The sequence below is a fragment of the Microlunatus phosphovorus NM-1 genome (genome assembly GCF_000270245.1).
Classification (GTDB): domain Bacteria; phylum Actinomycetota; class Actinomycetes; order Propionibacteriales; family Propionibacteriaceae; genus Microlunatus; species Microlunatus phosphovorus.
The window spans coordinates 2,570,674-2,596,938 of sequence record NC_015635.1; the positions used below are offsets into that span (position 1 = coordinate 2,570,674).

Consider the following 26,265-nt stretch of genomic DNA (forward strand, 5'->3'; position numbering starts at 1 on the left):
CGTCGGAGAAGTCGCTGCATGTTCCTTGTCCTGTTGTCCTATCTGGCCTTCTTCAGCATCGCGCTGCCCGACTCGATGCTGGGTGTCGCCTGGCCGTCCATGCGATTGTCCTTCGGCCAAAGCCTGGGGGCAGCCGGTCTGATCCCACCGTTCGGAGTCGCGGCCACGATCGTGTCGACCTTGCTCACCCGGCATGTCGTGGCTCGGCTCGGGATCGGTCGGCTGCTGGCCGTCAGCACCGTGTTGTCGGCGGTCGGGCTGGTGATCTCGGCGGCCAGTCCGACGATGGCGGTGTTCTTGGTGAGCGTCGTCATGCTGGGGTTCTCCGGCGGCGCGATCGACGTCACGCTGAACGCCTACGCCGCGCGGAGCTTCGGTCCGCGGCGGATCAACCTGATGCACGCGTCGTACGTGATCGGGGCGGCGGCCTCGCCGGCTCTGGTGACGCTGTTCCTGCAGGTCGGGGTGAGCTGGCGCGTCCCGTACCTGGTCATTGCAGGTCTCCAACTGCTGCTGGCGGGAGTGTTCGCCGTCGGGGCGCGGCGTTGGCAGGAGGCAGAGGGGCGTCGCAGAGTCCATCCGTGGACGGAGAATGTGGACCAGCGGCCCGAGTGGCGTCGCAAAACCCAGCCACGGACGGCTCATGCGTCTCCGGACACTGATCCGGCACGTAATCGGCGGCCACGGATGAAGATTGCCGCGGTGGTGGGGATAGCAGCGGTTGTCGTGCAGACCGGCATCGAGTCCAGCGTGGCCCTGTGGGCGTACAGCTTCCTGACCTTGGGTGCCGGCATCGGCGCAGGGATCGCGGGTCTGGCCGTCTCTGGCTTCTGGCTGATGATGTTCCTGAGTCGAGTGGTGCTGGGTTCGCTCGCGGAAGGGCTCGGCAGCCGGACGATCATGGGCGCCGGCGCGATCGGGCTGCTGGTCGCTGCGGTGTTGACGGCGGTCGGAACGACTTGGCCTGCGGCAGCGGTGGCGAGTGTGCTGGTGTTCGGTCTGGCCGCCGGCCCGATGTACCCGCTGCTCATCCTCACCACTCGCGACCGGACGACTGCGACCGGACTGGACCGCCTGGTCGCCGCTCAGGCAGCATCCTCCGCAGTCGGTGCCGCGACGCTGCCGTTGCTGTTCGGTTTCGCGATGTCGGCCTCTCCGAGCGCCTTCGCTCCGATTATGCTCGGAGCGGCCGTCGGTGCCTTGGTCCTGCACCTGGTCCTACGAGGAGGAAGCTTCCGCTCATGAACCATCCGGCAGCCAACTACGGCGTCCACTCCGAGGTCGGCACACTGCGCAAGGTCCTGGTCTGCGCACCGGGTCTCTCGCATGAGCGACTCACCCCGTCGAACTGTCACGAATTGCTGTTCGACGACGTGCTGTGGGTCGACAACGCGGTGCGGGACCACTTCGATTTCATGACGGTGATGCGCGACCGTGGCATCGAGGTGGTCGAGCTGCACCAGGTCCTGGCCGAGACGATGAGTGATCCGGTGGCCAAGTCCTGGCTGCTGGACCGCAAGATCATCGCCAACGAGGTCGGGCTGGGCCTGGTCGAGGACACCCGGGCCTATCTCGACGGCCTCGATCCACGGACCCTGGCCACGTTGCTGATCGGCGGGCTGTCCACGATGGATCTGCCGGACGACTTCCGACCCGGTTACGTCAGCCTGGCCCGAGAGTCCCTCGGGGGCCGGGAGTATCTGATGCCGCCGCTGCCCAACACCCTTTACACCCGCGACACCACCAGTTGGATCTACGGCGGACTGACGCTCAACCCGCTCTACTGGCCGGCCCGGCGGGACGAGACGCTGCTGATGAAGGCGATCTATGGGTTCCACCCCGACTTCGTGGGTGCCAACGTGATCTGGGGCGATCCGGAGCAGGACTGGCGGCTCAGCACGCTCGAGGGCGGGGACGTGATGGTGCCGGGCAACGGTGTGGTGCTGCTCGGGATGAGCGAGCGCACCTCCCGGCAGGCCATCTCCCAGGTCGCTCAGCGGCTCTTTGTCGACGGGATCGCCGAGCAGGTGATCGTCGCCGGGCTGCCCAAACTACGGGCCGCGATGCACCTGGACACGGTGTTCACCTTTGCCGACGTCGACTGCGTCACGGTCTATCCGACGATCGTCGACAGCATCCACACCTTCACGCTGCGCCCTGCCGACAACGCCATCGGGATGGATGTCGTCGAGGAGAAGGACTCGTTCCTCGACGTGGTCGAGGCGGCGCTCGGACTCAGCGAGCTGCGGGTGGTCGAGACCGGCGGCGGGGTCTATGCGACCGAGCGTCAGCAATGGGACGACGCCAACAACCTGGTGGCGCTGGAGCCCGGTGTCGTGGTCGCGTACGACCGCAACACGACCACCAACGCACTGCTGCGGGACGCCGGGATCGAGGTCATCGAGATCGTCGGTGCCGAACTGGGTCGTGGCCGTGGCGGCGGCCACTGCATGACCTGCCCGCTGATCCGCGAACCAGTCGCGTACTGACCGCTGGTACTGACCGGTGGCGTGCCGGCTCACGGGCCGTACGCGATCGTCTTTGGCCCCGCGGCGCCATGCGTGCGCGGATCACGCTTGGCCGCCGGTCGTCTGTGGCCCGCAGGCGCGAGACGTACCTGCGGCTCGCTGCCTGGCAGAGTGCCGATGGCCGCCGCCTGCGTCCAGGTGGCAGCTACCGCCTGTCGAGGATCATCAGAGCGGCGTGCAGCGAGGTCCGTGACTCGGCAGTCTCCAGTGACACGCCCAGCAGTCGCTCGATGGTCGCCAGACGTGTATAGAGCGTCGGCCGGCTGAGGCCGGTCACCGCGGCCGCCTCACTCTTGGAGCCGCCGCTGTCGAGATAGGCGCGGAGCACCGTCACGAGGCTTTCCCCGGTGCGGGCGTCATGGTCGACCAGCCTGCCGAGCTCGGTGTCGGCGAAGGACTGGACGTGCGGATCAGCACGCAACAGCGCGAACAGACCGCGCAGGCGTACGTCGCGGGAGCGGTAGAGCCGCTGCGGACCAGGCATGGCCAGGCCCACCTCGGCGACGTGCTCGGCCTCGTCGAGCCCCTCGGCGGCGGCGACCAGGCCGGCCGCGGCGGAACACGTGCCGGCCGCCCAGTCGAGGGCGGCGACCCGGACACCGAGGCGGTCTTGCAGCCCGGCACAGAAGGCGGTCAGGGTGCGGTCCACGGTCGCCTCGGACCGGCAGCCGATGATGAGGGCGACGGTCCCTTCTCGGCGTACGGATCCGATCGCGGTCAACCCCGCTGCGCTCACCTGCTGCCGTGCCGCCGCGAGCACATGGCGATAGACCGCTCCCTGTGCGAGCACGTCCTGGGAGGGCTCACTGGCGACGGCGATCACCAGCGGCGCGTAGCAGGCGCTGGCGGTCATGCCGAGCGCGCCGGCCCGTGCCTTGGCCTCGGCGTCATCGCTCACACGGCCGCTCACCAGGTCATCCAGCAGGCCACCGGCAGCCTGGACCAGCAGGGCATCGCGATCCTCGGCCAGCATTCGCTGCAGCTGCAGCGACTGGGCCGCGCGCTCCAGCACCATCCGGGCACGGCCCCGGTCCACCGCGCCGGTGGGCAACACGAGCCGGCCCCACTGCTGGTTGCCCAGCCCGACCGGGACGGCCAGCCAGCCGCTCCGGCCGACGGTCACGTTGCGCCGGGATCGCTCGGCCCAGCCCTCCAGCAGGGTGGTGGCCGGGCTGCTCGCGCGACAGAAGGCGAGCACATGTCGGTTCAGATCCTCCAGCACCAGCGGGGCGTCCAGGATCTCCGATGCCTTGGTCACGATGTCTCGTGGCGACGCGCGGGTGATGTTGAGAGCCGTGAACGTCTCGTGAGTGGACTGGGCGAACTGCAGCTCCTGATAGCGATCCGCGACGATCAGTCGGTGCACCTGCTCGGTCACATCCACGTAGCGAATCCGCTCGCGCAGCGCCACCACCGGCAGCCCGAGCTCGTCGGCCAGCGCGCCCACGTACGCCGGCAATGAGCTCACGCGGGTGCCCAGCTCGACGATCAGCCCGACCACCCCGAGATCGACCAGTGTCCGCAGATAGCCCGTGACCTGGTCCCGATCGGCGGCGAACACCGGCCCCGTGGTCAGGACCAGTTCACCACCTTGGAGCAGCCCGGTCAGGTCGCTGGCATCGCTGACGTGCACCCAGCGGACCGGTCGATCCAACCGAGCGGCACCCCCGACCACGTACGGGTTGCCGGCTGCCATGACCGGCATGGCGAGCACATCGCGGACGCTCGGGATCACCTGACATAGTGTAAAGATCTGGTCGGTCAGTTTCATATTCTGTTCTGACCTGATGGGCGAGGATCACCTCGTGACTACTGACGCTCAGCCGACCATCGCCCACTGGCTCGACAACAAGTCGTTTCCTGGAACCAGCACGCGCACCGCGCCGGTGACGAATCCGGCGACCGGACAGGTCACCGGCCAGCTCGCGCTGGCGTCCGTCGAGGACGTACGAGCCGTGGTCGAGGCTGCTGCTGCGGCCTTCCCGGCCTGGCGGGACACCTCGCTGACCAAGCGTACGCAGGTGCTGTTCCGGTTCCGCGAACTGCTGAACGCCCGCAAGGAGGAGCTGGCGGCGATCATCACCGCCGAGCACGGCAAGGTGCTCTCCGATGCGCTGGGCGAGGTGAGCCGCGGCCAGGAGGTCGTCGAGTTCGCCTGTGGCATCCCGCATCTGCTGAAGGGCAGCTTCACCGAGAACGCCTCCACCAGAGTCGATGTGCACAACGTGCTGCAGCCGCTCGGCGTGGTCGGCATCATCTCCCCGTTCAACTTCCCGGCCATGGTGCCGATGTGGTTCTACCCGATCGCGATCGCCGCCGGCAACACGGTCGTGGTGAAGCCGAGCGAGAAGGACCCGTCGGCCGTGCTCTGGACGGCGCAACTGTGGGCCGAGGCCGGTCTGCCGGACGGTGTCTTCAATGTCGTGCAGGGTGACAAGGTCGCGGTCGACGCGCTGCTCACCGACCCGGATGTCGCCTCGATCAGCTTCGTCGGCTCCACCCCGATCGCTCGGTACGTCTACGAGACCGGCACCGCCCACGGCAAGCGGGTGCAGGCGCTCGGCGGGGCGAAGAACCACGCCATCGTGCTGCCTGACGCTGACCTCGACCTGGCCGCGGACTCGCTGGTCAACGCCGGCTTCGGCTCCGCCGGCGAGCGCTGCATGGCGATCTCGGTCGCGGTGGCGGTCGGCGACATCGCGGACACCCTGGTCGACAAGGTCGCCGAGCGGACCCGCACCATCCGGACCGGTGACGGCACCCGCGGCTGCGACATGGGTCCCCTGGTGACCCGCGCGCACCGGGACAAGGTGGCCTCCTACATCGACCAGGCCGAGGCCGACGGTGCCACCGTCGTGGTGGACGGTCGTCAGGTGCAGGCCGACGGCGGCGCGGACGGGTTCTGGCTCGGCCCCACGCTGCTCGACGCGGTGCCGACCGACAGCAGCGCCTACACCGACGAGATCTTCGGCCCGGTGCTCTCGGTGGTCCGGGTGGACAGCTACGCCGAGGCGGTCGAGCTGATCCATGCCAACCCGTACGGCAACGGCACCGCCATCTTCACCAATGACGGCGGCGCCGCCCGTCGGTTCGCCAACGAGATCGAGGTCGGCATGGTCGGCATCAACGTGCCGATCCCAGTGCCGATGGCGTACTTCTCCTTCGGCGGTTGGAAGGCCTCGCTGTTCGGTGACACCCACGCGCACGGCATGGAGGGTGTGCACTTCTTCACCCGGACCAAGGCGATCACCACTCGGTGGCTGGATCCCAGCCACGGCGGCCTCAATCTAGGCTTTCCCCAGAACAACTGAGCCACCTGCACGTGACGTAGCAGTACACCTGACGAAAGGACTCCCGTGACCGCGACTCTGAGCAGCACCACCGGTACTTTGAGCAACACCGAGGTGCTGACGGGTGACCGCTCCTCGGTGTTCCACTCCTGGTCGGCCCAGGGCTCCTTCAGCGGACTGCCGATCGCCGGCGGCCAGGGCTCGACGGTGTGGGACTTCGACGGCAAGCGCTATCTGGACTTCTCCAGCCAGCTGGTCTTCACCAATCTCGGTCATGGTCACCCCAAGGTGGTTGCCGCGATCCAGGAGCAGGCGGCGACGCTCGCGACCATCGCTCCGGCTCATGCCAACGAGACCCGCGGGCATGCCGCTCGGCTGATCACCGAGCGGGCGCCCGAGGGTTTCAACAAGGTGTTCTTCACCAACGGTGGTGCGGATGCGAACGAGAACGCCATCCGGATGGCGCGGCTGGTGACCGGGCGGGACAAGGTGATCTCCCGCTACCGGTCCTACCACGGCAACACCGGCGCCTCGATCGTCGCCACCGGTGACTGGCGGCGGATTCCGAACGAGTACGCGCGCGGTCACCTGCACGTGTTCGGCCCCTACCTGTATCGCTCGGAGTTCTGGGCCACCACCGAGGAGGAGGAGTGCGCCCGGGCGCTGCACTACCTGGAGCGGGTGGTGCAGTTGGAGGGTCCGGAGACGATCGCCGCCATCCTGCTCGAGACGATCCCCGGCACTGCCGGCATCATGCTGCCGCCAGCCGGCTATCTGGCTGGGGTACGCGAGATCGCCACCCGGTACGGGATCGTGTTCATCCTGGATGAGGTGATGGCCGGCTTCGGCCGGGCCGGTCAGTGGCTGGCACTGGACGCCTACGACGTGGTCCCGGACCTGATCACCTTCGCGAAGGGCGTGAACTCCGGCTATGTCCCGGTCGGTGGCGTGATCATCTCCGATCCGATCGCGCACGCGTTCGACGAGCGGGTGTTCCCCGGGGGCCTGACCTACTCCGGACATCCGCTGGCGGCCGCCAGCATCGTCGCCGCGCAGACCGCGATGGCAGAGGAGGGCGTGGTCGAGAACGCGGCGGCCATCGGCGCCTACCAGCTGGGCCCGGGTCTGCGCGCGCTGGCCGATCGCTACGAGGCGATCGGTGAGGTCCGCGGCGTCGGTGTCTTCTGGGCAGTCGAGCTGGTGACCGATCAAGAGTCCCGCACCCCGGTCGACGACGCGACCATGGGCCGGCTCAAGTCCGAGCTGGTTGCCAGGGGGCTGCTCCCATTCGCGGTCGCCAACCGGCTGCACGTCGTGCCGCCTGCGGTGGTCACCGCCGAGGAAGCCGAGGAGGGTATCGCCATCATTGATGCCGCTCTTGCTGCTACCTTCTGCTAGGGCAGATTCCCTGCCCGCAGGCATGTGCTGGGTGTTAACCTGATCGGTGTCTGACAATCAGGTGATGCCGCGGGGTCGGCAGCGCCCTGAGCGGTTCATTGGAGGCAGGGTGACCGTACGCGCCGACGGCCGAGATGCTCGGGCCGGGCTGTCTCCTGTCGCGTCGGTGAGCCGTCGCGACGCGGTGATGAACGAGATTCGCCGAGCCATCGTGCTCGGCGCGCTCAAGCCAGGGGAGAAGCTCACCGAGAATCGGCTGTCGGCGTCGCTGAGCGTGAGCCGGCCGACGATGCGGGAAGCGCTGACCCAACTCGCTCAGGAGGGACTCCTGGTCCAGGAGCCCTATCGCGGACTGCGGGTCGCGGATCTGGACGCCAAGGCGATCATCGACATCGCCCGCACTCGGGTGGCCCTGGACATGCTGGCGGCGGAGGCCATCCTGGCCGACACGTCCGGCCAACGGCTGGAGGCGGTTCGCGAGGCCTGGGCCGACTATGACCGGCTGCCTATTGACGCCGACCCGGTCACCGCACATGAGGCCCATATCGCCTTCCATCGGCGCATTTGGGAGGCTTCGGAGAACATCTTGCTGATCCGGCTGTGGCCGGTCACCGAGGCCCACCTCACGATCGCCCTGGCGCGGGACCAGACGACCCGCGACGACCCACGACGCGCTCATGACGTGCATGAGCGGATCGTGGATGCGCTGTTCGGTGGCGATCTCGACGAGGTGCATGCGGCGCTGGTAGCCCACACCGTCGACAGTGCCGAAGAACTGATCGCGATGCTGGCCGAGCTCGACGAGCGCTGAAAGCACCAGAACTCGCCACTCGATTCGGCGGTTTCGTCCGGGCATTGTCGGGTGGCGAGTTTCCGCTCTTTCGCGGCACGCACGTGAAAGGACCGATTCTCGCCACTCGGCGTGAGACCTCAAATCGAGTGGCGAGTTCTGGCGGATTAGGTGGATCGGCGCCACGGCTCGAACGCGTCGCACCATTCTGGACCGAACACCGGGCTCGGACCGTTGTATCCGCGAGATACCAAAGCATCATAGATTCGCATGACGACGTCGCGCGGACGCTTCAAATGTGCTTTGGCGACCCGGACCGGCAACACGCCGAACGCGACGATGCGCTCGTACCGCCGCAGATCCTTTCCATAGGTATCGGGATCGGTGCGGTGCTGATCACCCTCATATTCCCCAGCCACCCGCCATGCTCGCAAGTAGAGGTCGACCCGTGCGATGAATCCACGCTCATCGCCGAGTTCGACATTGCACTCGGGCTCAGGCAACCCTGCCAGGACCATGAGCAGCCGGAGCCGGGTTTCACGCGGCGACTCACTCCCCTCACGAACAAGTTCGGCGGCGCGTCGGGCCCGCCGACAATCCCGCCCCTCCGCGGCGGCGAGCGCAGCCTGCACCTCGCTCAGCGTCGCCCAGCCCGCCCGGATCAGCCAGTCCCCGGCAACCACCAGACCCAGCAGGTCCAGATCACGCCGGGCTGCGACGAGTGCCGGCAACGGCAGCAGCACCGAGTGCTGGCAGGGTGGCAGCTGACTCGTCCTGCGAACTCTCACCTCAGGGCGAGTCGAGTGGTGCTTCGCAGTCGTCACATATCGGTACGGCCGCTCGGTGCCGACCTCGACACCCCACAGTCGCAGCGCGCTCACGCCGTCGACGGCGGTCACCTCCGCCGGCAGAACCCTTAAGTAGGCCGCGGCTAACGCTTGGTACGTCGGGTCACAACTGGCGGCCAGGAACAGGCCCTGCCCGATCCGGCGTACGCCAGGTCCACGCAAGACGCCCGACTCAACCCCAGTCGCGGCGGCCAGGCTGGGGCCGAAGGCGCCCATGGTCAACTCCGGGGGCAAGGGCTTGCGGCGGGCTGGCATGTGCCTAGCCTGACCTGCTGGACCCGAGCCCACCAGTAGTTCGGCGAAACGGACAATACTCCGCGTAAAAAGACAACACACCGTCGAAACTGGCAACACCTGCGTCGTGTCGACAGGCGGATTCTGTGTGCACTCAAAGGGTCCACGTCGCGAAACAGCTAGAAGTCGCCACTCGATATGAGGTCTTACGCCGAGAGGCGAGAATCTGTCCTTTCACGTGCCGCGAAACAACCAGAACTCGCCACTCGACAATGCCAGGAGGAAACCGCGGGATCGAGTGGCGAGAAATGGTCCTTTCGCGACCAGATCTCGCCACTGGGGCCCTGGAACTGGGTCAGGCGGGGAGGGGAGTGGTGCTGCGGATCAGCTTCTTGTTGATGAACTCGTCCATGCCGTAGCGGCCCATCTCGCGGCCGAAGCCAGAACGCTTGATGCCGCCAAAGGGCAATTCGACGCCGTCCAGCAGGACGCCGTTGATGAAGACCATGCCGGCCTCGATCCGATCGGCGACCCGGACCGCCTGCTCGGGGTCGGTGGTGAAGACGTACGAGCCGAGACCGAACGAGGTGTCGTTCGCCAACTCGACCGCCTCATCTTCACTGGAGACCTTGAAGACCATCGAGATCGGCCCGAAGAACTCCTCGCGGAAGGCCGGGTTGTCGGGGCGTACGTTGGTCAGTACGCCGGGCGGGTAGTAGGCGCCGCTCCGCTCGCCGCCACCGACCAGCGTCGCACCACCGGCGACGGCCCGCTGCACCTGAGCCTCGAGCCGCTCGGCGGCAGCCAGGGAGGAGAGCGGCGCGATGCCGTCGCCCTTGGCCAGGGTCAAAGCAGCGATCTTCTCCACGAAGCCGTCGTAGAGGTCCTCGGCCACGATGAAACGCTTGGCGGCGTTGCAGGACTGGCCGGTGTTGTCGAACCGGGCATCGACGGCCGCCTGTACCGTGCTGTCCAGGTCGTCGGTGGACAGCAGCACGAACGGGTCGGACCCGCCGAGTTCGAGCACGACCTTCTTCAGGTGCCGTCCGGCGATCTCGGCCACGGCCGCGCCGGCCCGCTCCGAGCCGGTCAGCGAGACCCCGGCCACCCGCGGATCGCCGATGATGTCTGCCGCCTGGTCGTTGGTCGCGTACACGTTCACGTAGGCGCCCGCCGGGAAGCCGGCATCGTCGTAGATCCGCTGGATGGCGGCGGCCGACTCCGGGCACTGGGGTGCGTGCTTGAGCACGATCGTGTTGCCGATGATGAGGTTCGGGCCGGCGAAGCGCGCGACCTGATAGTAGGGAAAGTTCCAGGGCATGATGCCGAGCAGGACGCCCATCGGGCTGCGTCGGATCAGCGCGCTGCCTTCGCCGGCCAGCAGGTTGATCGGCTCGTCGGCCAGGAATGCCTCGGCATTGTCGACGTAGTAGTCGTAGATCTGGGCGGCGAAGTCGACCTCGAAGAGCGACTCCTCGAGCGGCTTGCCCATCTCGGTGACGATGATCTCGGCCAGCTCCTGCCGACGCTCGGTGTGTAGTTCCGCCACCCGGTGCACCAGCGCGGCACGTTCGGCCACCGTGGTGCCCCGGGCCCAGGTCCGGCTGGCTTGGTAGGCGCTGGCGACGGCCTCGTCGATCTGGGCATCGGTGGCGGTGGGATAGCTGCGGAGGACTTCTCCGGTGGCGGGGTTGGTGACGGCGTACTCGCTCATGGCTGCTTTCTGTCGGATTGGCCCCGGTTGGCTGGGGCCGCGGTGGGTGAGTTGGATGCTGAACTATTCGGCGGCGGTGTGGACCGGCCGCAGTTGATCGATCTGGCGGAGCCAGGTGTCGCTGAGGGTGAACCCGCGAGGGAAGGGGTCGGAGGGGTCCATCCCCATCTGATAGATGCCGGTGACCCAGGCCTGCCCGGGGGCTACGGTCGGGATCCACCCCGGGCCGGTCAGCGGCTCGATTGCCGGACTCTTGGGACATCAGGACATAAGGCAGGCCATCGAGAAGGAGGTCTGGCACCTGATTCTTGCGGAATCGGGTGCCAGAGCTCCTTCTCGCGCCGTTTCTCGTAGCGCAGGTGGCGAGAACGAACTCGGCTCCGACCGCTGGTGACCGTATGTGGCCCGCGGGCGCAAGGCGTGCCCAGCTGCTGCGGGATTCCAGGTCGTCTGTGGCCCCGCGGCACAAGATGTACGCGCCCTCCGCAGACCTCCTAGTCGCGCTGCGGTGCCCAGATGTCGCCGACGGTGAAGCCGGTCGGGAAGATGTCGGAGTCGTCCAGATACCACTGGGCTCGTCCGGTCACCCAGCCGCGGCCGGTGATGGTCGGCAGCACGGCAGGTTGCCCGCCGACCGTGGTCTCACCGACCAGCCGACCGGTGAACTCGCTGTCGATGATGCTGCGGTGGACGAAGTCCTCGCCGATCGCCAGCTGACCCCGCCGGTGCAGGGCCGTCATCCGAGCGCTGGTCCCGGTGCCGCACGGAGAACGATCCAAAGCCCCGGTCCAGGTCCGCGGATCGTCGGCCAGCAACGGACCGTTGCTCATCACGACCGTGTTGCGGGAGACCTCGCCAGGCACCCGATCGCCCGAGTGCAGCATCACCAGAGCGACCCCGGAGACACCAGGGTTGAGCGGATGAGCAACCGAAATCTGCTCCTGCGCTGCCAGCTTGATCAAGATGCCGGCCCGTGCGAGCTCCTTGGCCTTGAGCGGATCCAGCTCCAGACCGAGGTTGCGGACATCGGTCTGGGCGAAGAACTGACCGCCGAACACGATGTCCACGCCGATCGTGCCGATCTCCGACACCTCGAGCGGGTGATCGAGCGCCACGACATAGGACGGCACATTGGCCACAGTCACACGACGGACCTTGGCCCCATCGAGATGCGCGGTGGCCCGGATGGTGCCGACTGCGGTGTCGATGACGACCTCGACGCTGCTGGCACCCGGTGGGACCGGCACCAGGCCGGTCTCCACTGCCGCCGTCACCGTACAGATCGTGTTGCTGCCGGACATCGGCGTGAAGCCGCCCTGTTCCAGCACGACGATGCCGAAGTGTGATCCTGGGTTCACCGGCGGCAGCAGCAGGACGGCGCACAGAGCGGGATAGCCGCGCGGCTCCCGCAACAGCAGCTGCCGCAGCCACTGCAGGTTCTCCACGCAATAGGCGAACCGCTCGGCCATGGTGGTGCCGAGGACGAGCTCAGCGGCGGATGTCACGATCCGGCTGGGCTCGCCCTCGGCATGGGTCTCGATCGCGTCGAGGACGATCCGATTCCCCATGATCAATTCCCGATCGTCAGGAGGCGGTGACGCCGATGGCGTCGAGGATCTCCTTGAGCTCCGCCCGCTTCTCGTCCGACAGCGGACGGGCCGGCAGCCGGGGCGGGCCGGCCGGCGAGCCGACGAGCTCGAGGCCCGCCTTCACTCCGGCGATGTAGTTCACGCTCTCCAGGAAGTCGGCGAGCCGCCACAGCTTCGCCCACAGCTCACGACCCCCGTCGAGGTCCTTCTTCTCGGCGAGCACGTTCCACAGCTCAACGGCCTGCTCGGGCACGATTCCGGCGGCACCCCACACGGCTGCCTCGGCGCCGCTCGCGATGCCGACGAAGGTCAGCGTGTCCCAGCCGTTGAACGCCTTGATCTTGTCGCTGTGGTTGACCAGCAGCTCGGTGAGGGAGACCGCGTCGCCGGAGGTGTCCTTCAGGTACTTGACGTTCTCGATCTCGCCCAGTTCCGCGAGCTCGGCCGCAGACAGCTTGGCACCGGTGATGCCGGGGATGTTGTAGTAGACGATCGGCAGACCGGCGGCCTCGGACACGCTGGTCAAGAAGAACTTGACGTCCTCGAAACCGAGCGGCTCGTAGAACGGCGGCACCACCATCAAGGCATCGGCACCGACCTGCTTCGCGTGCTTAGCCAACTCGATGGTGATCTGGTTGGTAAGGCCACCGATACCGGCGATCACCGGCACCCGGCCCGCCGCGGCCTCGACATAGAGCTCGATCACGCGCTTGTGCTCGTCGAGGCTCAGCGACGCGAACTCACCGGTGCTGCCGGTGGGCACCAGCGCATGGATCCCGGCCTCGACCAGACGGTCGACCTGCGCGCGGAGGTTGTCCTCATCGATGGCGCTGCCATCGGCGGTGAACGGGGTGACGACCGCGGCGAGGATGCCGCGGATCTCGAGGTCGGACATGAAGGGGGTGTTCCTCTCTAGTACTTCTACTTGGTTACTTGCTACTTGGCGAACTCGGTGCTCAGTGCTTGTCCTTGGAGAAGCGGTTGGGGCTGAAGGTGTTCAGGTCAGGGCTCAGCCGATCGCGGAGGATCAGCTCCGTCAGAGCGCTGGCCGTGCCGGGCGCCAGGGTGACGCCCATCATCCCGTGCCCGGCGGACACGTACGCGTTCTCGCAGGTGCCCAGTCGGCCGATGAAGGGTTTGCCGTCCGGGGTCATCGGCCGGCAGCCCGCTTGGGCCTGAGGTGGCTCGGTCGGCGGTTCCCAGTCCCGGAAATAGGCGGTGGGCGCGCGCAGGATCGCCGCTACCCGAACCGGGTTGATGTCCTCGTCCAGCCCGCCGAACTCCATGGTTCCCGACAGCCGGAGACGGCCGGCCAGCGGGGTGACGGCGACCTTTGCGTCGGCCAGGTTCACTGCTTGGCGAAGCCCGTACGGCGCCAGGTCGACGCAGTAGCCCTTACCGGGCCGCACCGGCAACGGATGCCCGAACAGGGCAGAGAGCTGGCCGGCCCAGGCACCGGCCGCCAGCACGAAACGGTCGCCGCTGAAGACTTGATCGCCGCCGCGCACCGTGCGTACCCGACGATCGTCGTGATCGACGGCGTCGATCACCACCTGCTCCTCGATCTGCACCCCCATCTCGACCAGGCGCTTGTGCAGCCCGCGCATCAGCGCGCCTGGGTCGAGGTGTCGTTCGTGCGGGTGATAGATGCCGCCGTAGACCCGGTCGGCGAGCTTGGGCTCGCGGACGCGTACGTCGTCACCGATCAAGACCTGCGGCTCCAGGTCGAACTGGCGGACCAGGTCCAAGATCTCCAGGTGGTGCTCGAGATTCACCTTCTCCATGAAGGCCATCACCTGGCCGTCGGTGTGCATCTCGAAGTCGATGCCGTCGGCCTGGTAGTCATCAAAGGTCTCGATGCTGCCCTGGGCCAGCCGAAGCTGGCCCTCGAAGCCGAGCCGCTGGTCCGCGGCGTTGCAGTGCCGCCACATGCCGAGCATGAAGCGCAGGAACTCGGGTCGCAGCGACGGGCGGATGTAGAGCGGGCTGTCTCGATGCAGCATCCACTTCATCGACTTCAGCACCAGTCCGGGCCCGGGGACCGGGGCGGATTCGGCGGGGATGACCCAGCCGGCGTTGACATCCGAGGCACCCAACCCGGTGGCACGGGCGTTGACCAGGGTGACCGTCTCGCCCTCGCGGGCCAGGTGATAGGCGGTGGTGAGGCCGATCACGCCACCACCGACGATGACAGTGTGCAAAGAGACCTCCGTCTCGGGACTGGACGTCTGTAGGTTGTCAGACGATCAGGTGATTTGACAAGTATTGCCGATGAGAATCCTCTGGGGGGCGGGCTGCAATCTCAGCGAGCACGCTGCGCAGCTCGACCAACGCAGGGCGGGTCTCCGAGCCCTGTCGCACAGCAGTGTAGACATCGCGATGCGGCTCGCCCGGTAGGTGGATCCAGTCCGCTCCGGGCGGTCGGGAGCGCCAGACGAGGTCAGGAAGCAGCGCGGCGGCATGCCCGGTCTGGACCAGTTGGGCGTGAACCAGCAGATCGGCTGACTCGAAGCGGACCTGAGGCTCGAAGCCGGCTGCCCGACAGACGAGCTCGGCCGATGTGGCTGCCTTGGCCCGGTTCTAGCTTGGTTTGAGCCTCGGTGGTCGGCCCGGGGCAGGCGAGGGCTGGCTCAGGTGAGCTGGAAGCCTGCCGCGAGCACGTCGGAGTCGTCAACATAGATGGTCGAGTCCGCGGTGATGGTGGCATTGCCGGTGATCGCCACCCGGCAGGAGGGCACCGGGCCGACCTGGCCACGCGACACCGCCCGCCCGGTGTACTGACCGCCGGTGACGCTGGTGTGCGCCAAGGGTTCGTTCAGCTCCAACCGGCCCTTGCTGAGCAGAGTGGCGACCCTCGCCGTCGTGCCAGTGCCGCAGGGTGAGCGGTCGATCATGCCGCTGGGCATGACCACCATGTCCTTGGTCGGGCCGATGCCATCGGCCGGCTCGGAGTAGAGCAGGACATGAGTGACACCGTGCACCGGTTCGAGCTCCGGGTGCTGGACCACCAACTGCTCGTTCACGGCCTGGTGCAACTCACCGGCGAACCGGGAGGCCGGCTTGGTCGTGTCGGGTGCCAACTCCAGTCCGAACGGGTCGGCGTCGGTGATGGCATAGAAGTTGCCGCCGTAGGAGATGTCGACCGTCACCGTCCCGTACGAGGGCAGGGTGACCTGCTGGTCAGGCAGCAGGCAGAACGCCGGTGCTCCGACGAAGGTGACGCCGGTGACCCGCCCGTTCTCGACCGCAGCGGTGGCCTCGATCAGCCCGGCTGGGGTGTCCAGCCGGACGACCGTCTCGGCCCCGGTGATGGGCAGCTGGCCAGTCTCCAGCAACGCGGTGACGGTGCAGATGGTGTCGCTGCCACACATCGGGAGGTAGCCGTGGGCTTCTATGAAGAACGCGCCGACGTCGGCATCGGGCCGGGACGGCGGCTGCAGCACGATGCCGCTGGTCATGTCCTTGCCGCGCGGCTCCAATACGAGAGCGTGCCGGATCCAGTCGTGGTTGGCGGCGAAGTCCAGCATCTTCTCCATCACGCTGTCACCGCGGAGCGGCGGGATGCCGGACATGATCAGCCGGCTGGGCGCACCGGAGGAATGGATATCGAAGACTTTGAACAGGTGATCGGCACGCACGGCAGTCCCTTCGGTGGTTGACGGTCAGAGTTGACGGTCAGAGTTCGACGGTCAGAGTTCGACGGCAAACGAGCCGATCAGTGCTCGATGATCCGGGCGGGTGTGACCACGATGGTGCTGCGCGGCTTCCACGGCTGCTCCTCTGGCCAGGGTCGGCCGTCGTAGTCATGGGAGAGCTCGTCGATCAACTCGTTGGCTCCGGCCTCTTCGACCCGGGCGGTGCCGCGGATCGAGCTGTAGCGGTAGCCGTTCTCCCGATCGATGACCAGCACGCTGACGTTGGGGTCACGCTCGAGGTTGCGGGTCTTGGCCCGACTCGTGTTGGAGGAGAACACGATCTCGCCGTCGCGCTCCTTGGCCCAGACGACCGTCTGCTGCAGCGAGCCGTCGGCATTGGTGGTAGCGACAATGGCGAAGTTGGGCCCGGCCAAGAGTTCACGAGCTTGCGGGGTCAGTGGTTCCACGGGTGAGTCTCCTCGCGCTGAAGTGGGTCAGGTGCTGAGCCTGGATTCAGAGATGCTTATTGACAGACAATGGGCACCTTAGGCGCGCCTGGTGGGCACGTCAAGGGACGCTGTGTCAGATCGTGAACCGGGCGGGTGCGGGGATCTGACCGGGTGCGGGGATCTGACCGGGTGCGGGGATCTGACCGGGTGCCGTGATCGGATCGGGTGCCGTGATCGGATCGGGTGCCAGCCAGGCTTGCCAGCGCTGACGAGGGTGCAGGCGGCCGTGGTCGGGGTCGACGCCGATGATCCGGCCGCCGGGCAGTTCGACGCTGGTGTGCTTGGCGACGGGATCGATCAGCACCGGATGGTGAGCGGGGGAACGAGTGCTGAGATCGTTGCAGGACCAGTCGATGGGGCTGCCGTGACCATGCACCTGGCTGAAGGGCAGCTCGATGCCTCGCCAGCTCGGCAGCAGCTCACTGCTGGCGGCTGCCCAGAGTGGGCCGGCACCGAGGTTGAGCCGATTGCCGCCGAGTAGATGGCCAGGTCTGGCATAGACCGCCGGTTTGTGCGTGGCGAGTGTGGCCAGCCGGTCGGCGGCGGCTCCGACATCGGCGGGTCCGCCGAGGACGTCGTGCCAGAACCGCCCGGTGAGACCGGCGTGGGTCACCAGGAACGACTCGTCGGTGCCATGGATGGCGACGGCCCCGATCATTGCCCCGGTGTAGAACCACCGACGTACGGTCCGCGCGGAACGCGGGCTGAGCCGCTGGGGCCATCGGAACGTCGTGGTGCCGAGGTAGAGCGCCTCATGGTTGCCCATCAGCTGGATCCAGTTGTCCGGCTGATCGCTGAGATAGTCGTCGACCAGCTCGACGATCTGATCGGAGTCAGGCCCACGGTGGACGAGATCGCCAACCTGGACCACCACCAGATCGTCGGGGAGTCGGCCATCGGCATTGGCGCCGAGTCTCCGCAACTCCTCGCGCAACGTCTCCAGATGCCCGCTGACGTCGCCGATCACCGCGACTCGCCTGCCGTCGCTCAGCTCGAGATGTGGTGCCCGTGGCTCACGCTGTGTATTCGGAACGCTCAGCAGCGTATCGGCAGTGTGTGTTCAGCCGTTCGGCGTGCTCCGACTGAGCTAGATGAACTCGACCCCCTGGGCAAGGGGCAGCTGGCCGGAGTAGTTGATGGTGTTGGTGGCCTGGCGCATATAGGCCTTCCAGGAGTCGGCGCCGGATTCGCGGCCGCCGCCGGTCGCCTTCTCGCCGCCGAAGGCGCCACCGATCTCGGCGCCGGAGGTGCCGATGTTGACGTTGACGATGCCGCAGTCCGAGCCGCTGGCGGAGGTGAACCGCTCGGCCTCGATCTGGTTGGTGGTGAAGATCGCTGACGACAGACCCTGCGGTACGCCGTTGTTGAGGGCGATGGCTTCGTCCAAGGTGTCGTAGGTGAGCACGTACAGGATCGGCGCGAAGGTCTCGGCCTGAACGATCTCGGACTGGGCCGGCATGGACACGACGGCCGGTTGCACGTAGTAGGCGTTGGGATGCTCGTCGGCCAGCACCCGATCGCCGCCGCAGAGCACGGTGCCGCCTTGCTCGACGGCTGCGGCCAGTGCCGCCTGCTGGGCGTTGAAGCTGGCTTCGTTGATCAACGGACCGACCAAGGTGCCGTCGGTCGTGGGGCTGCCAATGCTCAACGTGCCGTACGCGTCCACGATCCGAGGAACCAGCTGATCGACGATCGAGCGATGCACGATCAGCCTGCGCAGCGTGGTGCAGCGTTGACCGGCCGTGCCGGCGGCGGCGAAGACGATGCCGCGCAGCGCCAGGTCCAGGTCGGCGCTCGGCGCGACGATGGCGGCATTGTTGCCGCCCAGCTCCAGCAGCGCACGACCGAACCGGCCCGCGATGAGGGGAGCGATCTCGCGACCCATCCGGACCGAGCCGGTGGCGGAGACCAGGGCGACCCGGGTGTCCTCGACCAATCGCTGGCCGATCTCGCGACCACCGAGCACGACGTGATGCAGTCCTGCCGGAGCACCGACATCGGTGGCCGCGCGAGCCAGCAGAGCATCGGTGGCCAGCGAGCACAGCGGGGTCGGCTCGGCCGGCTTCCAGACCACCGTGTCACCGGCGATCAGCGCCAGAGCGGTGTTCCAGGAATAGACCGCGACCGGGAAGTTGAAGGCCGAGATGACCCCGACGACGCCCAGCGGGTGCCAGCTCTCGGCCAGCCGGTGTCCGGGACGCTCGGAGGAGATCGTCTTGCCGAACAGCTGCCGCGACTGCCCGACGGCGAGATCACAGATGTCGATCATCTCCTGTACCTCGCCGAGGGCCTCGGAGGTGATCTTGCCTACCTCCGCGCTGACCAGGGTGCCCAAGTCGGCCTTGTGCTCGGTGAGCAGCTCGCCCCAGCGCTTGATCAGCTGGCCACGGACCGGGGCAGGCACCTCGCGCCACACCGTGAATGCCTCCGCTGCCGCCGCCACCGCCGCATCGAGGTCGTCGGCAGTCTGGGTCCGGACCGAGAAGATCACGCCACCGGTGATCGGAGTGCGGACCTCGACATCGCCGGCGATGGCCTCGGTGTCGACGCCGATGGCCTTGAGCGCCCGCTGGACGTCGTCGGCGATCTCTGTCGTGCTGGGGAACTCGGTGCTCATGTGATCTCCTTGGTGATTCTCAGTCGGTGGTGTTCAGTCGGGTGGTGTTCAGTCAACGTCGCGGGACTCAGTCAACAATGATGCTGCGCAGGCCCAGCGCCTGGGCGGCCGCGGTCAGCGAGGCCTGCTGTTGGGCGGCATAGAGGGCGGTCGGATCCGCGATCGGCCGGCCGATCACCTGCGACAGCTTCTCGATGTCGTACGCCGTGCCCAGCTCCTCGTCGTCGCGGGTGCCCTCGTCGGTCAGATTGGACTGGAAGATACCCGCGGCGGAGCGCGGCAGGAAATCCTCATAGACGATTGGCTCCGGGTGCAGCACCCCGCTCTCGATCAACTCACCCAGCGTTGTGGAGTCCCCTCCGTGGGCCTCGCCAAACCGGGCCGCTCGCGTCACTGCGTAGGTGAAGAAGGCCAACCCTCGCAATGCCAGCTCGCACTCAGTGCTGGGCAGATTCTCCCGCCACACCTCACGAGCTACCTCGACCCGGGTGGTGCCATTCGCTGCGGCCGTCGCCAGCCGGGCATCGGTCTCGGCCACCATCCGGTCGTACAGGTCCCGTCCCTTGGCTGTCAGGGCGACCCCGCGCTGCTCGACCTCGCCGAACCGGACCCGCAGCGAGCCCGGCCGGACCGAGCCGTCGGCATGCCGGAACTGGCGCTCCTCGGCCAGGGCTTTGAAGGACGTCTGGCGGAGCAGGACGTCGGGACCCTCCCAATCCGGCGGGCCCTGGATCTCGTCGATCATGGTGATGCCGCGCGCCTCCATCCGCTCGTACAAGGCATCGATGTCGAGCACTCGCGGGGTGAGGTGATTGATGTGGGTCGACGGCACGCCGCCGATGTCGGCGGCGACCGCGGAGATCTCCTCGAGATGGAAATACCAGTCGTGGTCGACCGGTTCGGTGAACAGTTCGAACGCGGCGGTGGCCAACTCGACGAAGCGCTCGGCGTCGAGAGTGTCCAGGCCGCCACGCTCGGCAGAGCGGTCGGCCAACTCGAGCAGCTCGGCACCGAACAGGGTCCGGGCGTCGATGAACTCCTCCAGCCGCGCCTGGGTGTCGGCGTCGAAGAACCGGCGGTCGGTGGTGACCAGCATGGAGGTGAACACCCGGAACGGGTTCTTCGCCAGCTCATCCGCGTCGATCGGCCGGAACGCGGTCGAGACCACCGGCACGGAGCTCTTGGAGGCATCCCGCAGGTCATAGAAGCCGACCGGATGCATGCCGAAGCCGGCGAACACGCGGGCCGCCTGGGCCAGCTCGCGTGGCGATCCGACCCGGATCGCGCCGTGCCGTTCCGCGGTGACCCGGTCGATGCTGCCGAGTCGCTCGGCTCGTACGCCCTGCGCGGCCGCGACGTCGGTGTTCACCTCTCGGGACACCTCGACCAGGGTGTTGTAGGCCGGCACTTCGTTGCCGTACAGCTCGGCGAGCCGCAGCGCGAACTCGGCACGAAGCGCGGCCAACGACACGGTGTCCAACGAGAGCGGGTCCGACGAGAGCGGGTCCGACGAGAGCGGGTCCAACGTGAGTGAGCCGCTGCACTCGGTCGTGCTGGTCATGACGACGATGCCTTTCAGGTGAAGCATAGAGATGGACTAGATGATGTGGACTTCGTGGAACAGCGATCCCTGGTCGCTGAAGCGGTTGGCGCTGAAGGGTGCCGGGTCCATGAACGGCTCCCTGCCGAGATAGAGATCGCGGACCAGCTCGCCGACGGCGGGCCCCTGGAGGAACCCGTGGCCGGAGAACCCGGTGGCGTAGAAGACGCCAGGCACGTCGGCCTTGCCGATCATGGCGTTATGGTCGGGCGTGTTCTCGTACAGTCCCGCCCAGCCACCGACCAGGGGCTGTCCGGCCAGGCTCGGCGCCACGATCCGGGCGGCATCATCGAAGGCCCTGGTCCAGCCGTAGCTGAACTCCCGGCACATGCCCGGTTCCTCGTCCGGGTTGGAGATGCCGAGCAACAGGCCGTTGCGGTAGTTGTGGAAATACAGCGTCGTGGACAGATCCAGCGTGAAGGGCACGGTCGGATGCGGTGTCGGTTGCTGCGGTGTGAAGCCGATCTGGCGGCGTACGCCCTCGACCGGCAGATGCAGGCCAACCTTCGCACCCAGCCAGGTGGACCAGGCGCCAGCCGCGATCACGATGGCGTTCGCTCGGATCCCACCGCGCTGGGTGGTGATGCGGTGGGTCCCGTCGACGTCCGTGGCAAGGTCGAACACTTCGGTGAACTCGGCGAACGTGGCACCCAGCCGGGTGGCTGCGGCCGCGTAGCCGGCGACCACCTGGGCCGGCTCGGCATACCCGTCGCGTGGCGAGAATGAGGCGCCCAGCAGGCAGTCCGGGTCGATCAGCGGATTGATCTCGTACGCCTCCGCCGGGCTGACTATTTGGCTGTTGCAGCCGAGCGAGTTCTGCAACCGGACGCTGTCTTCGACGGCGGCGAGTTCAGCCTCGGTGCGGCACAGGAACAGATAGCCCACCTGATGCAGGCCGATCGGGGTGCCGAACCGGGCTTCGAAGGTCTCGAAGGCGGCCAGGCTGCGGTGGCCGAGCAGCACATTGTTGGCATCGGAGAAGGTGGCGCGGACCCCGCCGAGCGGCTTGGCCGAAGAACCAGAGCCCAGACTGCTGCGCTCCAGCACCAGCACGTCGCGTACTCCGGCCTCGGCCAGGTGGTACGCGATGCTGGCGCCCATGATGCCGCCGCCGATCACGGCGACCTCGACGGTGTCGGGGAGCGGTGCAACCGGGTTGCCGAGCGGGACCACGTGCTCCAGTCGCCCCGCATGCTCCAGTCGCTCTGCTGCATCGGCCGGTACGCCGATGGCTTGGTCACTGGTCGTCATCGCGTTCTCTCCCTTTCGACGTCGGGACCGGTGGCGAGCACGGACGCCAGCCTGGCACGGTGTCAATCCCGGGACCACCCCCGGAACGCGACACTTCCGCACCCCAGCCCAAGGATTGCTTACGCTGCTCTCGATGAGTCCGTTCGCGACGATGACGTGCGTTCACCGGCTACGTCGTCGCTCTTCGTGAAGGCGGTGAAGCGTTGCCTTCACTCATCGTTCCTCCGCACGCCGGGCACGTCATCTTCCCGCTCACGTCTGTCACGGGTCCGTTCGCGACGATGACGTGCGTTCACCGGCTACGTCGTCGCTCTTCGTGAAGGCGGTGAAGCGTTGCCTTCACTCATCGTTCCTCCGCACGCCGGGCACGTCATCTTCCCGCTCACGTCTGTCACGGGTCCGTTCGCGACGATGACGTGCGTTCACCGGCTACGTCGTCGCTCTTCGTGAAGGCGGTGAAGCGTTGCCTTCACTCATCGTTCCTCCGCACGCCGGGCACGTCATCTTCCCGCTCACGTCCTAGGGATAGTCCGATATCGGGAGCGCTGCCACTGCCGATTGGAGTGCGGCGATCATGCCGTCGACCGCCGGATTGCGTCGATCGGCGGGCGTGAGCACCTCGACGCGGCGACGCAGCGTCAGATCGCTGATCTCCAGCGCGTGCAGACCCGAGCGGCCGATGAAGCCCAGCCGAGGGACGGCGGCGACCCCGAAGCCGGCCCGGACGAAGCTGCGTACCACGTCGTAGTCGTTGGACCGGAAGCGGATCTGCGGTGCGATACCGGCGGTGGCGCAGACTCGCTCCAGCGCCAGCGCCCCAGCGGTGCCCTCGCGGGTGGTGATCCAAGATGCGTCTGCGAAGTCCACCAACCGCAGCTCCGCTGCGGCGGAACGGTCGTAGCTCTCCGGGACCAACAGTTTCACGGGCTCGGCGACCAGGGGGACGCGTCGCAGGCCGGCCGGCCATAGCCGCGGAACGAGGTCGTAGCGGTAGGCCACGACGAGGTCGAGACCTCCTTCGATCAAGCGCGGCACCAAGACGTCGGGCTCCCCATCGTCAAAGCGGACCTCGACGTGGCGGAAGGTGCGCGCGAACCGAGCCAGCGCGTCCGGCACCAGCACCTCACTGGCGGTCGGAAAGCAGCCAAGTCCTAGCCGCCCGCGAGTGCCGGTGGCGATCTCGCGTACCGCGTCCTCCAAGCTGGCCAGGGCGCCCAAGGTGTCGGTGGCCCGCTCACTCAGTAGCGCGGCGGCCGGCGTCGGCCGAATGCCGTGAGCGCTGCGCTCGAACAAGGTCAAGCCGCTCTCGGTCTCCAGCGCTGCCATCTGCTGGGACACCGCCGAGCCGCTGTAGCCGAGCTGACGGCCGGCCGCGGCGAACGAACCGGCGCGCAATACGACCGACAACGTCCGCAGATGCAAGGGGTTCAGCATGAGGGCTTCAGCATGACGTGCGCACCGCGGTGTTCGCCAGCCGTGCCCGCCGCCCGATCCTGCCCGCCCCGCCCCGATCCTGCCCGCCGCCCGATCCCGACTTCGCACCATTTCCTGCGACTGCGCACTGGGTACGCGGGGTGCGAAGTTGCATCAGCTGGTGCGCAGTGGGGATTGGGGTGGTGTGACCTGCGGTCGCCGGTTCGGCTGGCGCAGCCGGGCCCAAGATGTACGCGGCTCTGACGGGATGCTGAGTCGGTTTGCGCCGCCGGGCCACCGATGACCACCAGTTGCGCGTGCGCGGCGTACCTCTCGCGCCGCCGGGCCACCAACGACCACCAGCTGCGCGTGCACGGCCGTACGTTTTGCGCTGCGGGGCCACGGACGACCGCTGACCGGGCCCGCACGGCGTACCTCTCGCGCCGCCGGGCCACCAACGACCACCAGCTGCGCGTGCACGGCCGTACGTTTTGCGCCGCGGGGCCAAGGACGGTCGCTGAGCGGGCGTGCACGGCGTACGTTTTGCGCCGCGGGGCCAAGGACGGTCGTTGACCGGGCGTGTGCGGCGTACCTCTCGCGCCGCGGGACCACAGATCAGCGCCGGAGCGACGACTTCTGGCTCTGTCGGGTGGGATCGCTGATCGAGAAGGAGGCAAGGCACCTGTTCACGGCCGAATCAGGTGCCAGAACTCCTTCTCGCGAGGACCTGCGTGCGCCGAGCGGGCAGGCCGAACGGGACTTGCCTGCACTCGCCTCTACCGCCGACCGCCGAGATCCCGCATCGACTTCGCACCGTTGGCTGCGACTGCGCACCAGGTGTACGGAACTTGGTGCGCAGTAGCAGCAGGTGGTGCGAAGTCGGGATTGGGGATGTGGGGATTGACTAAGGTGGCAGCAAGTCAGGATGAGTGTGGTCAGGCAGAGAGGTCTGGAAAGAGCATGCGTTTGTCGACGCGGAATCAGTTGAAGGGCACCGTGGCCGAGGTGGAGGTCGGTGCCGTGATGACGATCGTCAAGGTCGACATCGGCGGTGGGCAGACCGTCACCGCGGCGATCACCCGGGATGGCGCCGAGGAACTCGATCTCCAGGTCGGTCAGCCGGTGGTCGCACTGGTCAAAGCGACCGAGGTAATGCTTGGCGTCGAATGACGCCAGCTCCCACTTCGCACCATTCCCTGCGACTGCGCACCACGCGTACCGGGCAGTGGCACTAGCTGGTGCGAAGTCGGAATCAGGCTGCCAGGTCAGGGCTCGTCGCGAGGCGTCTCGATGATCACCGTGGTCGATTTCACGACGGCCACGGCCACCGAGCCGAGTTCCAGCCCGAGATCGCGGACCGCCTCGCTGGACATCAGCGACACCACGCGGAACGGACCACACTGAAGCTCGACCTGGGCCATCACCTTGTCGGTGATGATCCCGACGACCAGTCCGACGAACCGGTTGCGGGCCGAACTCGAGACCCGGGAGGGGTCGGCCATCGGGTGGGCCTGCGTCTGGGCGAACTTGGCGAGGGTGTAGCCGTCGATAACCTTGCGGTTGCTGGCGTCGGTCTCGGCCGGCAGGGTGCCCAGGTCGATCCAGCGTCGTACGGTGTCATCGCTCACGCCGAGGAAGGCGGCGGCATCGCGGATCCGTAGCTTCGGCACGCCGAGAGCATACCGGCGCGGTCGGTCCCGAATCAGTCCCGCTAGGCGGCCTGAGGTCCACGATTCTGGTCATTGGTCCACGTGTGAGGGGGACAGATAGCCAGAAATCGGGGAAGCCGCTCAGGTGGGATAGATGGTCACTGCGGACGCCTTGATCGAGTACGTGACCACTCGCCCGGGATAGAGGTCGAGCTCGCTCACCGAGCCCAGGGTGACGTCGGCCGACAGGAAGTGGCCGGCTGCGTCCTCGCTGCGCACGCGCACCAGATCGCCCAACGGCTCGAGCTCGGCGATGGTCACCGACAGGTTGTTGCGAGGGCTGCCGCCGGGCAGGTCGAGAAAGATGGATACCGCGGCCGGTGAGAACACCGCGGCAGCCGGCTCACCCTGGCCGAGCGCCGCGCCCTCCTTGACCGAGCCCTGGATCTTGAGCCCGTCGCCATCCACCACGGCGTTGGCGTGATAGCTGCCCCGGACCAGGTTGAGTCCGGCGATCCGTGCAGTGAACCGGGTACGCGGATGGCGCAGGACCTCCTCCGTCGGCCCCGACTCGGCGACCTTGCCCTGCTCCAGCACGACAATGCGCTCCGATAACAAGAGCGCGTCCAGCAGGTCGTGCGTGACGATCATCGTCGCCCGCTCGGCCAGGAGCTGACCGAGGACGCGGCGCAGCAACGGCGCGACCGCAACATCCAAGGCGGCCATCGGCTCGTCCAGGAGAAGCAGGTCGGGCTCGGCAGCCAGCGCCCGGGCGATGGCGACCCGCTGGGCCTGACCGCCGGACAGCTGGCTCGGCCGCCGATCGGAGAACTCCGCCGCGCCCACTTCGTCCAGCCAGCGCGCCGCGCTGGCGCGTGCCTGAGCGGTGGATCGACCGGCCACCTTCGGCCCGAAGGCGACATTGTCGATCACGTTCAGATGCGGGAACAGCAACGCATCCTGGGCCAGTAGCGCGATCCCGCGGGCATGCGGTGGCAACCACCGGTGCCTACGGGGGCTGAGGTCGAACAACACCCGGCCGTCCAGCACGGCTCGACCTCGGTCGGGTCGGAGACTGCCCGCGAGGATGCTCAACAGGGTCGACTTGCCCGAGCCGTTGTGGCCGAGGATGGCGACCCGCTCACCGGAGCGGATCTCCAGGTCAGCGTCGAAGTCTCGTTGCGCCAGGGTGGCGGAGAA

At 67.4% G+C, this 26,265-nt stretch carries 21 protein-coding genes and 2 pseudogenes; 6 read left to right on the top strand and 17 right to left on the bottom strand.

Annotated features, from left to right (window positions below; all coding sequences use genetic code 11):
* Positions 1 to 18: 18 nt before the first annotated feature.
* Together MLP_RS11645 and MLP_RS11650 are read left to right on the top strand one after the other, a co-directional pair.
* Positions 19 to 1,245, top strand: coding sequence for an MFS transporter (locus MLP_RS11645; protein WP_013863287.1), 1,227 nt, complete (start codon positions 19 to 21; stop codon positions 1,243 to 1,245).
* On the top strand, positions 1,242 to 2,489 hold the full coding sequence (locus tag MLP_RS11650; RefSeq protein ID WP_013863288.1) for an arginine deiminase: 1,248 nt from the start codon (positions 1,242 to 1,244) through the stop codon (positions 2,487 to 2,489). Before MLP_RS11645 ends, MLP_RS11650 begins: the two co-directional genes overlap by 4 nt.
* 184 nt (positions 2,490 to 2,673) lie before the next feature.
* Here the strand turns inward: MLP_RS11650 and MLP_RS11655 are convergent, their stop codons facing one another.
* Positions 2,674 to 4,263: a PucR family transcriptional regulator gene (locus MLP_RS11655; RefSeq protein WP_013863289.1), complete on the bottom strand. Its 1,590-nt coding sequence runs from the start codon at positions 4,261 to 4,263 to the stop codon at positions 2,674 to 2,676.
* 52 nt (positions 4,264 to 4,315) lie between these two features.
* Here MLP_RS11655 and MLP_RS11660 point away from each other — a divergent pair, with 52 nt between their 5' ends.
* The 3 genes from MLP_RS11660 to MLP_RS11670 all read left to right on the top strand — a co-directional run bounded on the left by MLP_RS11660 (position 4,316) and on the right by MLP_RS11670 (position 8,027).
* Positions 4,316 to 5,839 carry a CoA-acylating methylmalonate-semialdehyde dehydrogenase gene (locus tag MLP_RS11660; RefSeq protein ID WP_013863290.1) on the top strand — a complete coding sequence of 508 codons (1,524 nt, stop codon included), beginning with the start codon at positions 4,316 to 4,318 and terminating at the stop codon, positions 5,837 to 5,839.
* A gap of 45 nt (positions 5,840 to 5,884) precedes the next feature.
* The gene (locus MLP_RS11665; RefSeq protein WP_013863291.1) at positions 5,885 to 7,216 is read left to right on the top strand and encodes an aspartate aminotransferase family protein; all 1,332 of its coding nucleotides are present in this window, start codon (positions 5,885 to 5,887) and stop codon (positions 7,214 to 7,216) included.
* Positions 7,217 to 7,325: 109 nt separating this feature from the next.
* Entirely contained in the window at positions 7,326 to 8,027 is a 702-nt protein-coding gene (locus MLP_RS11670; RefSeq protein WP_013863292.1) for a GntR family transcriptional regulator, read from the top strand.
* Positions 8,028 to 8,173: 146 nt separating this feature from the next.
* Here the strand turns inward: MLP_RS11670 and MLP_RS26300 are convergent, their stop codons facing one another.
* The 13 genes and pseudogenes from MLP_RS26300 to MLP_RS11730 form a co-directional block, all read right to left on the bottom strand.
* Positions 8,174 to 9,109, bottom strand: a complete 936-nt coding sequence (locus MLP_RS26300; protein WP_156821126.1) for a hypothetical protein — start codon at positions 9,107 to 9,109, stop codon at positions 8,174 to 8,176.
* Between the two features lie 334 nt (positions 9,110 to 9,443).
* Positions 9,444 to 10,802 carry an NAD-dependent succinate-semialdehyde dehydrogenase gene (locus tag MLP_RS11680; RefSeq protein WP_013863294.1) on the bottom strand — a complete coding sequence of 453 codons (1,359 nt, stop codon included), beginning with the start codon at positions 10,800 to 10,802 and terminating at the stop codon, positions 9,444 to 9,446.
* A gap of 494 nt (positions 10,803 to 11,296) precedes the next feature.
* Positions 11,297 to 12,370: a proline racemase family protein gene (locus tag MLP_RS11685; RefSeq protein ID WP_041789985.1), complete on the bottom strand. Its 1,074-nt coding sequence runs from the start codon at positions 12,368 to 12,370 to the stop codon at positions 11,297 to 11,299.
* A gap of 16 nt (positions 12,371 to 12,386) precedes the next feature.
* Entirely contained in the window at positions 12,387 to 13,286 is a 900-nt protein-coding gene (locus tag MLP_RS11690) for a dihydrodipicolinate synthase family protein (RefSeq protein WP_013863296.1), read from the bottom strand.
* Between the two features lie 61 nt (positions 13,287 to 13,347).
* On the bottom strand, positions 13,348 to 14,592 hold the full coding sequence (locus MLP_RS11695) for an NAD(P)/FAD-dependent oxidoreductase (RefSeq protein WP_013863297.1): 1,245 nt from the start codon (positions 14,590 to 14,592) through the stop codon (positions 13,348 to 13,350).
* Between the two features lie 37 nt (positions 14,593 to 14,629).
* Positions 14,630 to 14,932 (bottom strand): annotated as a pseudogene (locus tag MLP_RS29475) (LysR substrate-binding domain-containing protein); the annotation flags it as partial.
* 89 nt (positions 14,933 to 15,021) lie between these two features.
* A complete protein-coding gene (locus MLP_RS11700; protein ID WP_013863298.1) occupies positions 15,022 to 16,029 on the bottom strand; it encodes a proline racemase family protein in 1,008 nt (335 codons plus the stop codon).
* A 77-nt stretch (positions 16,030 to 16,106) separates the two neighbouring features.
* The gene (locus tag MLP_RS11705; protein WP_013863299.1) at positions 16,107 to 16,493 is read right to left on the bottom strand and encodes a PPOX class F420-dependent oxidoreductase; all 387 of its coding nucleotides are present in this window, start codon (positions 16,491 to 16,493) and stop codon (positions 16,107 to 16,109) included.
* Positions 16,494 to 16,608: 115 nt separating this feature from the next.
* Positions 16,609 to 17,502, bottom strand: a complete 894-nt coding sequence (locus MLP_RS11710) for a metallophosphoesterase (RefSeq protein WP_013863300.1) — start codon at positions 17,500 to 17,502, stop codon at positions 16,609 to 16,611.
* 120 nt (positions 17,503 to 17,622) lie between these two features.
* Positions 17,623 to 19,152, bottom strand: a complete 1,530-nt coding sequence (gene amaB / locus MLP_RS11715; RefSeq protein ID WP_013863301.1) for an L-piperidine-6-carboxylate dehydrogenase — start codon at positions 19,150 to 19,152, stop codon at positions 17,623 to 17,625.
* A gap of 67 nt (positions 19,153 to 19,219) precedes the next feature.
* The gene (gene hglS / locus MLP_RS11720) at positions 19,220 to 20,713 is read right to left on the bottom strand and encodes a 2-oxoadipate dioxygenase/decarboxylase (RefSeq protein ID WP_083844014.1); all 1,494 of its coding nucleotides are present in this window, start codon (positions 20,711 to 20,713) and stop codon (positions 19,220 to 19,222) included.
* Between the two features lie 36 nt (positions 20,714 to 20,749).
* Positions 20,750 to 22,003 (bottom strand): NAD(P)/FAD-dependent oxidoreductase, encoded by a 1,254-nt coding sequence (locus MLP_RS11725; protein ID WP_013863303.1) that lies wholly within the window; start codon positions 22,001 to 22,003, stop codon positions 20,750 to 20,752.
* Between the two features lie 519 nt (positions 22,004 to 22,522).
* Entirely contained in the window at positions 22,523 to 23,437 is a 915-nt protein-coding gene (locus MLP_RS11730; RefSeq protein ID WP_013863304.1) for a LysR family transcriptional regulator, read from the bottom strand.
* Positions 23,438 to 24,376: 939 nt separating this feature from the next.
* Between MLP_RS11730 and MLP_RS11735 the strand changes: the two genes are divergently transcribed.
* Positions 24,377 to 24,586 carry a TOBE domain-containing protein gene (locus tag MLP_RS11735; RefSeq protein WP_013863306.1) on the top strand — a complete coding sequence of 70 codons (210 nt, stop codon included), beginning with the start codon at positions 24,377 to 24,379 and terminating at the stop codon, positions 24,584 to 24,586.
* A gap of 95 nt (positions 24,587 to 24,681) precedes the next feature.
* Here MLP_RS11735 and MLP_RS11740 read toward each other — a convergent pair whose 3' ends face one another.
* The 3 genes and pseudogenes from MLP_RS11740 to MLP_RS29485 form a co-directional block, all read right to left on the bottom strand.
* A complete protein-coding gene (locus MLP_RS11740) occupies positions 24,682 to 25,086 on the bottom strand; it encodes a TOBE domain-containing protein (protein WP_013863307.1) in 405 nt (134 codons plus the stop codon).
* A 120-nt stretch (positions 25,087 to 25,206) separates the two neighbouring features.
* Entirely contained in the window at positions 25,207 to 25,791 is a 585-nt protein-coding gene (locus MLP_RS29480; RefSeq protein ID WP_407939013.1) for a TOBE domain-containing protein, read from the bottom strand.
* Between the two features lie 6 nt (positions 25,792 to 25,797).
* Positions 25,798 to 26,220: pseudogene (locus MLP_RS29485) on the bottom strand (ATP-binding cassette domain-containing protein); the annotation flags it as partial.
* Positions 26,221 to 26,265 lie beyond the last annotated feature (45 nt).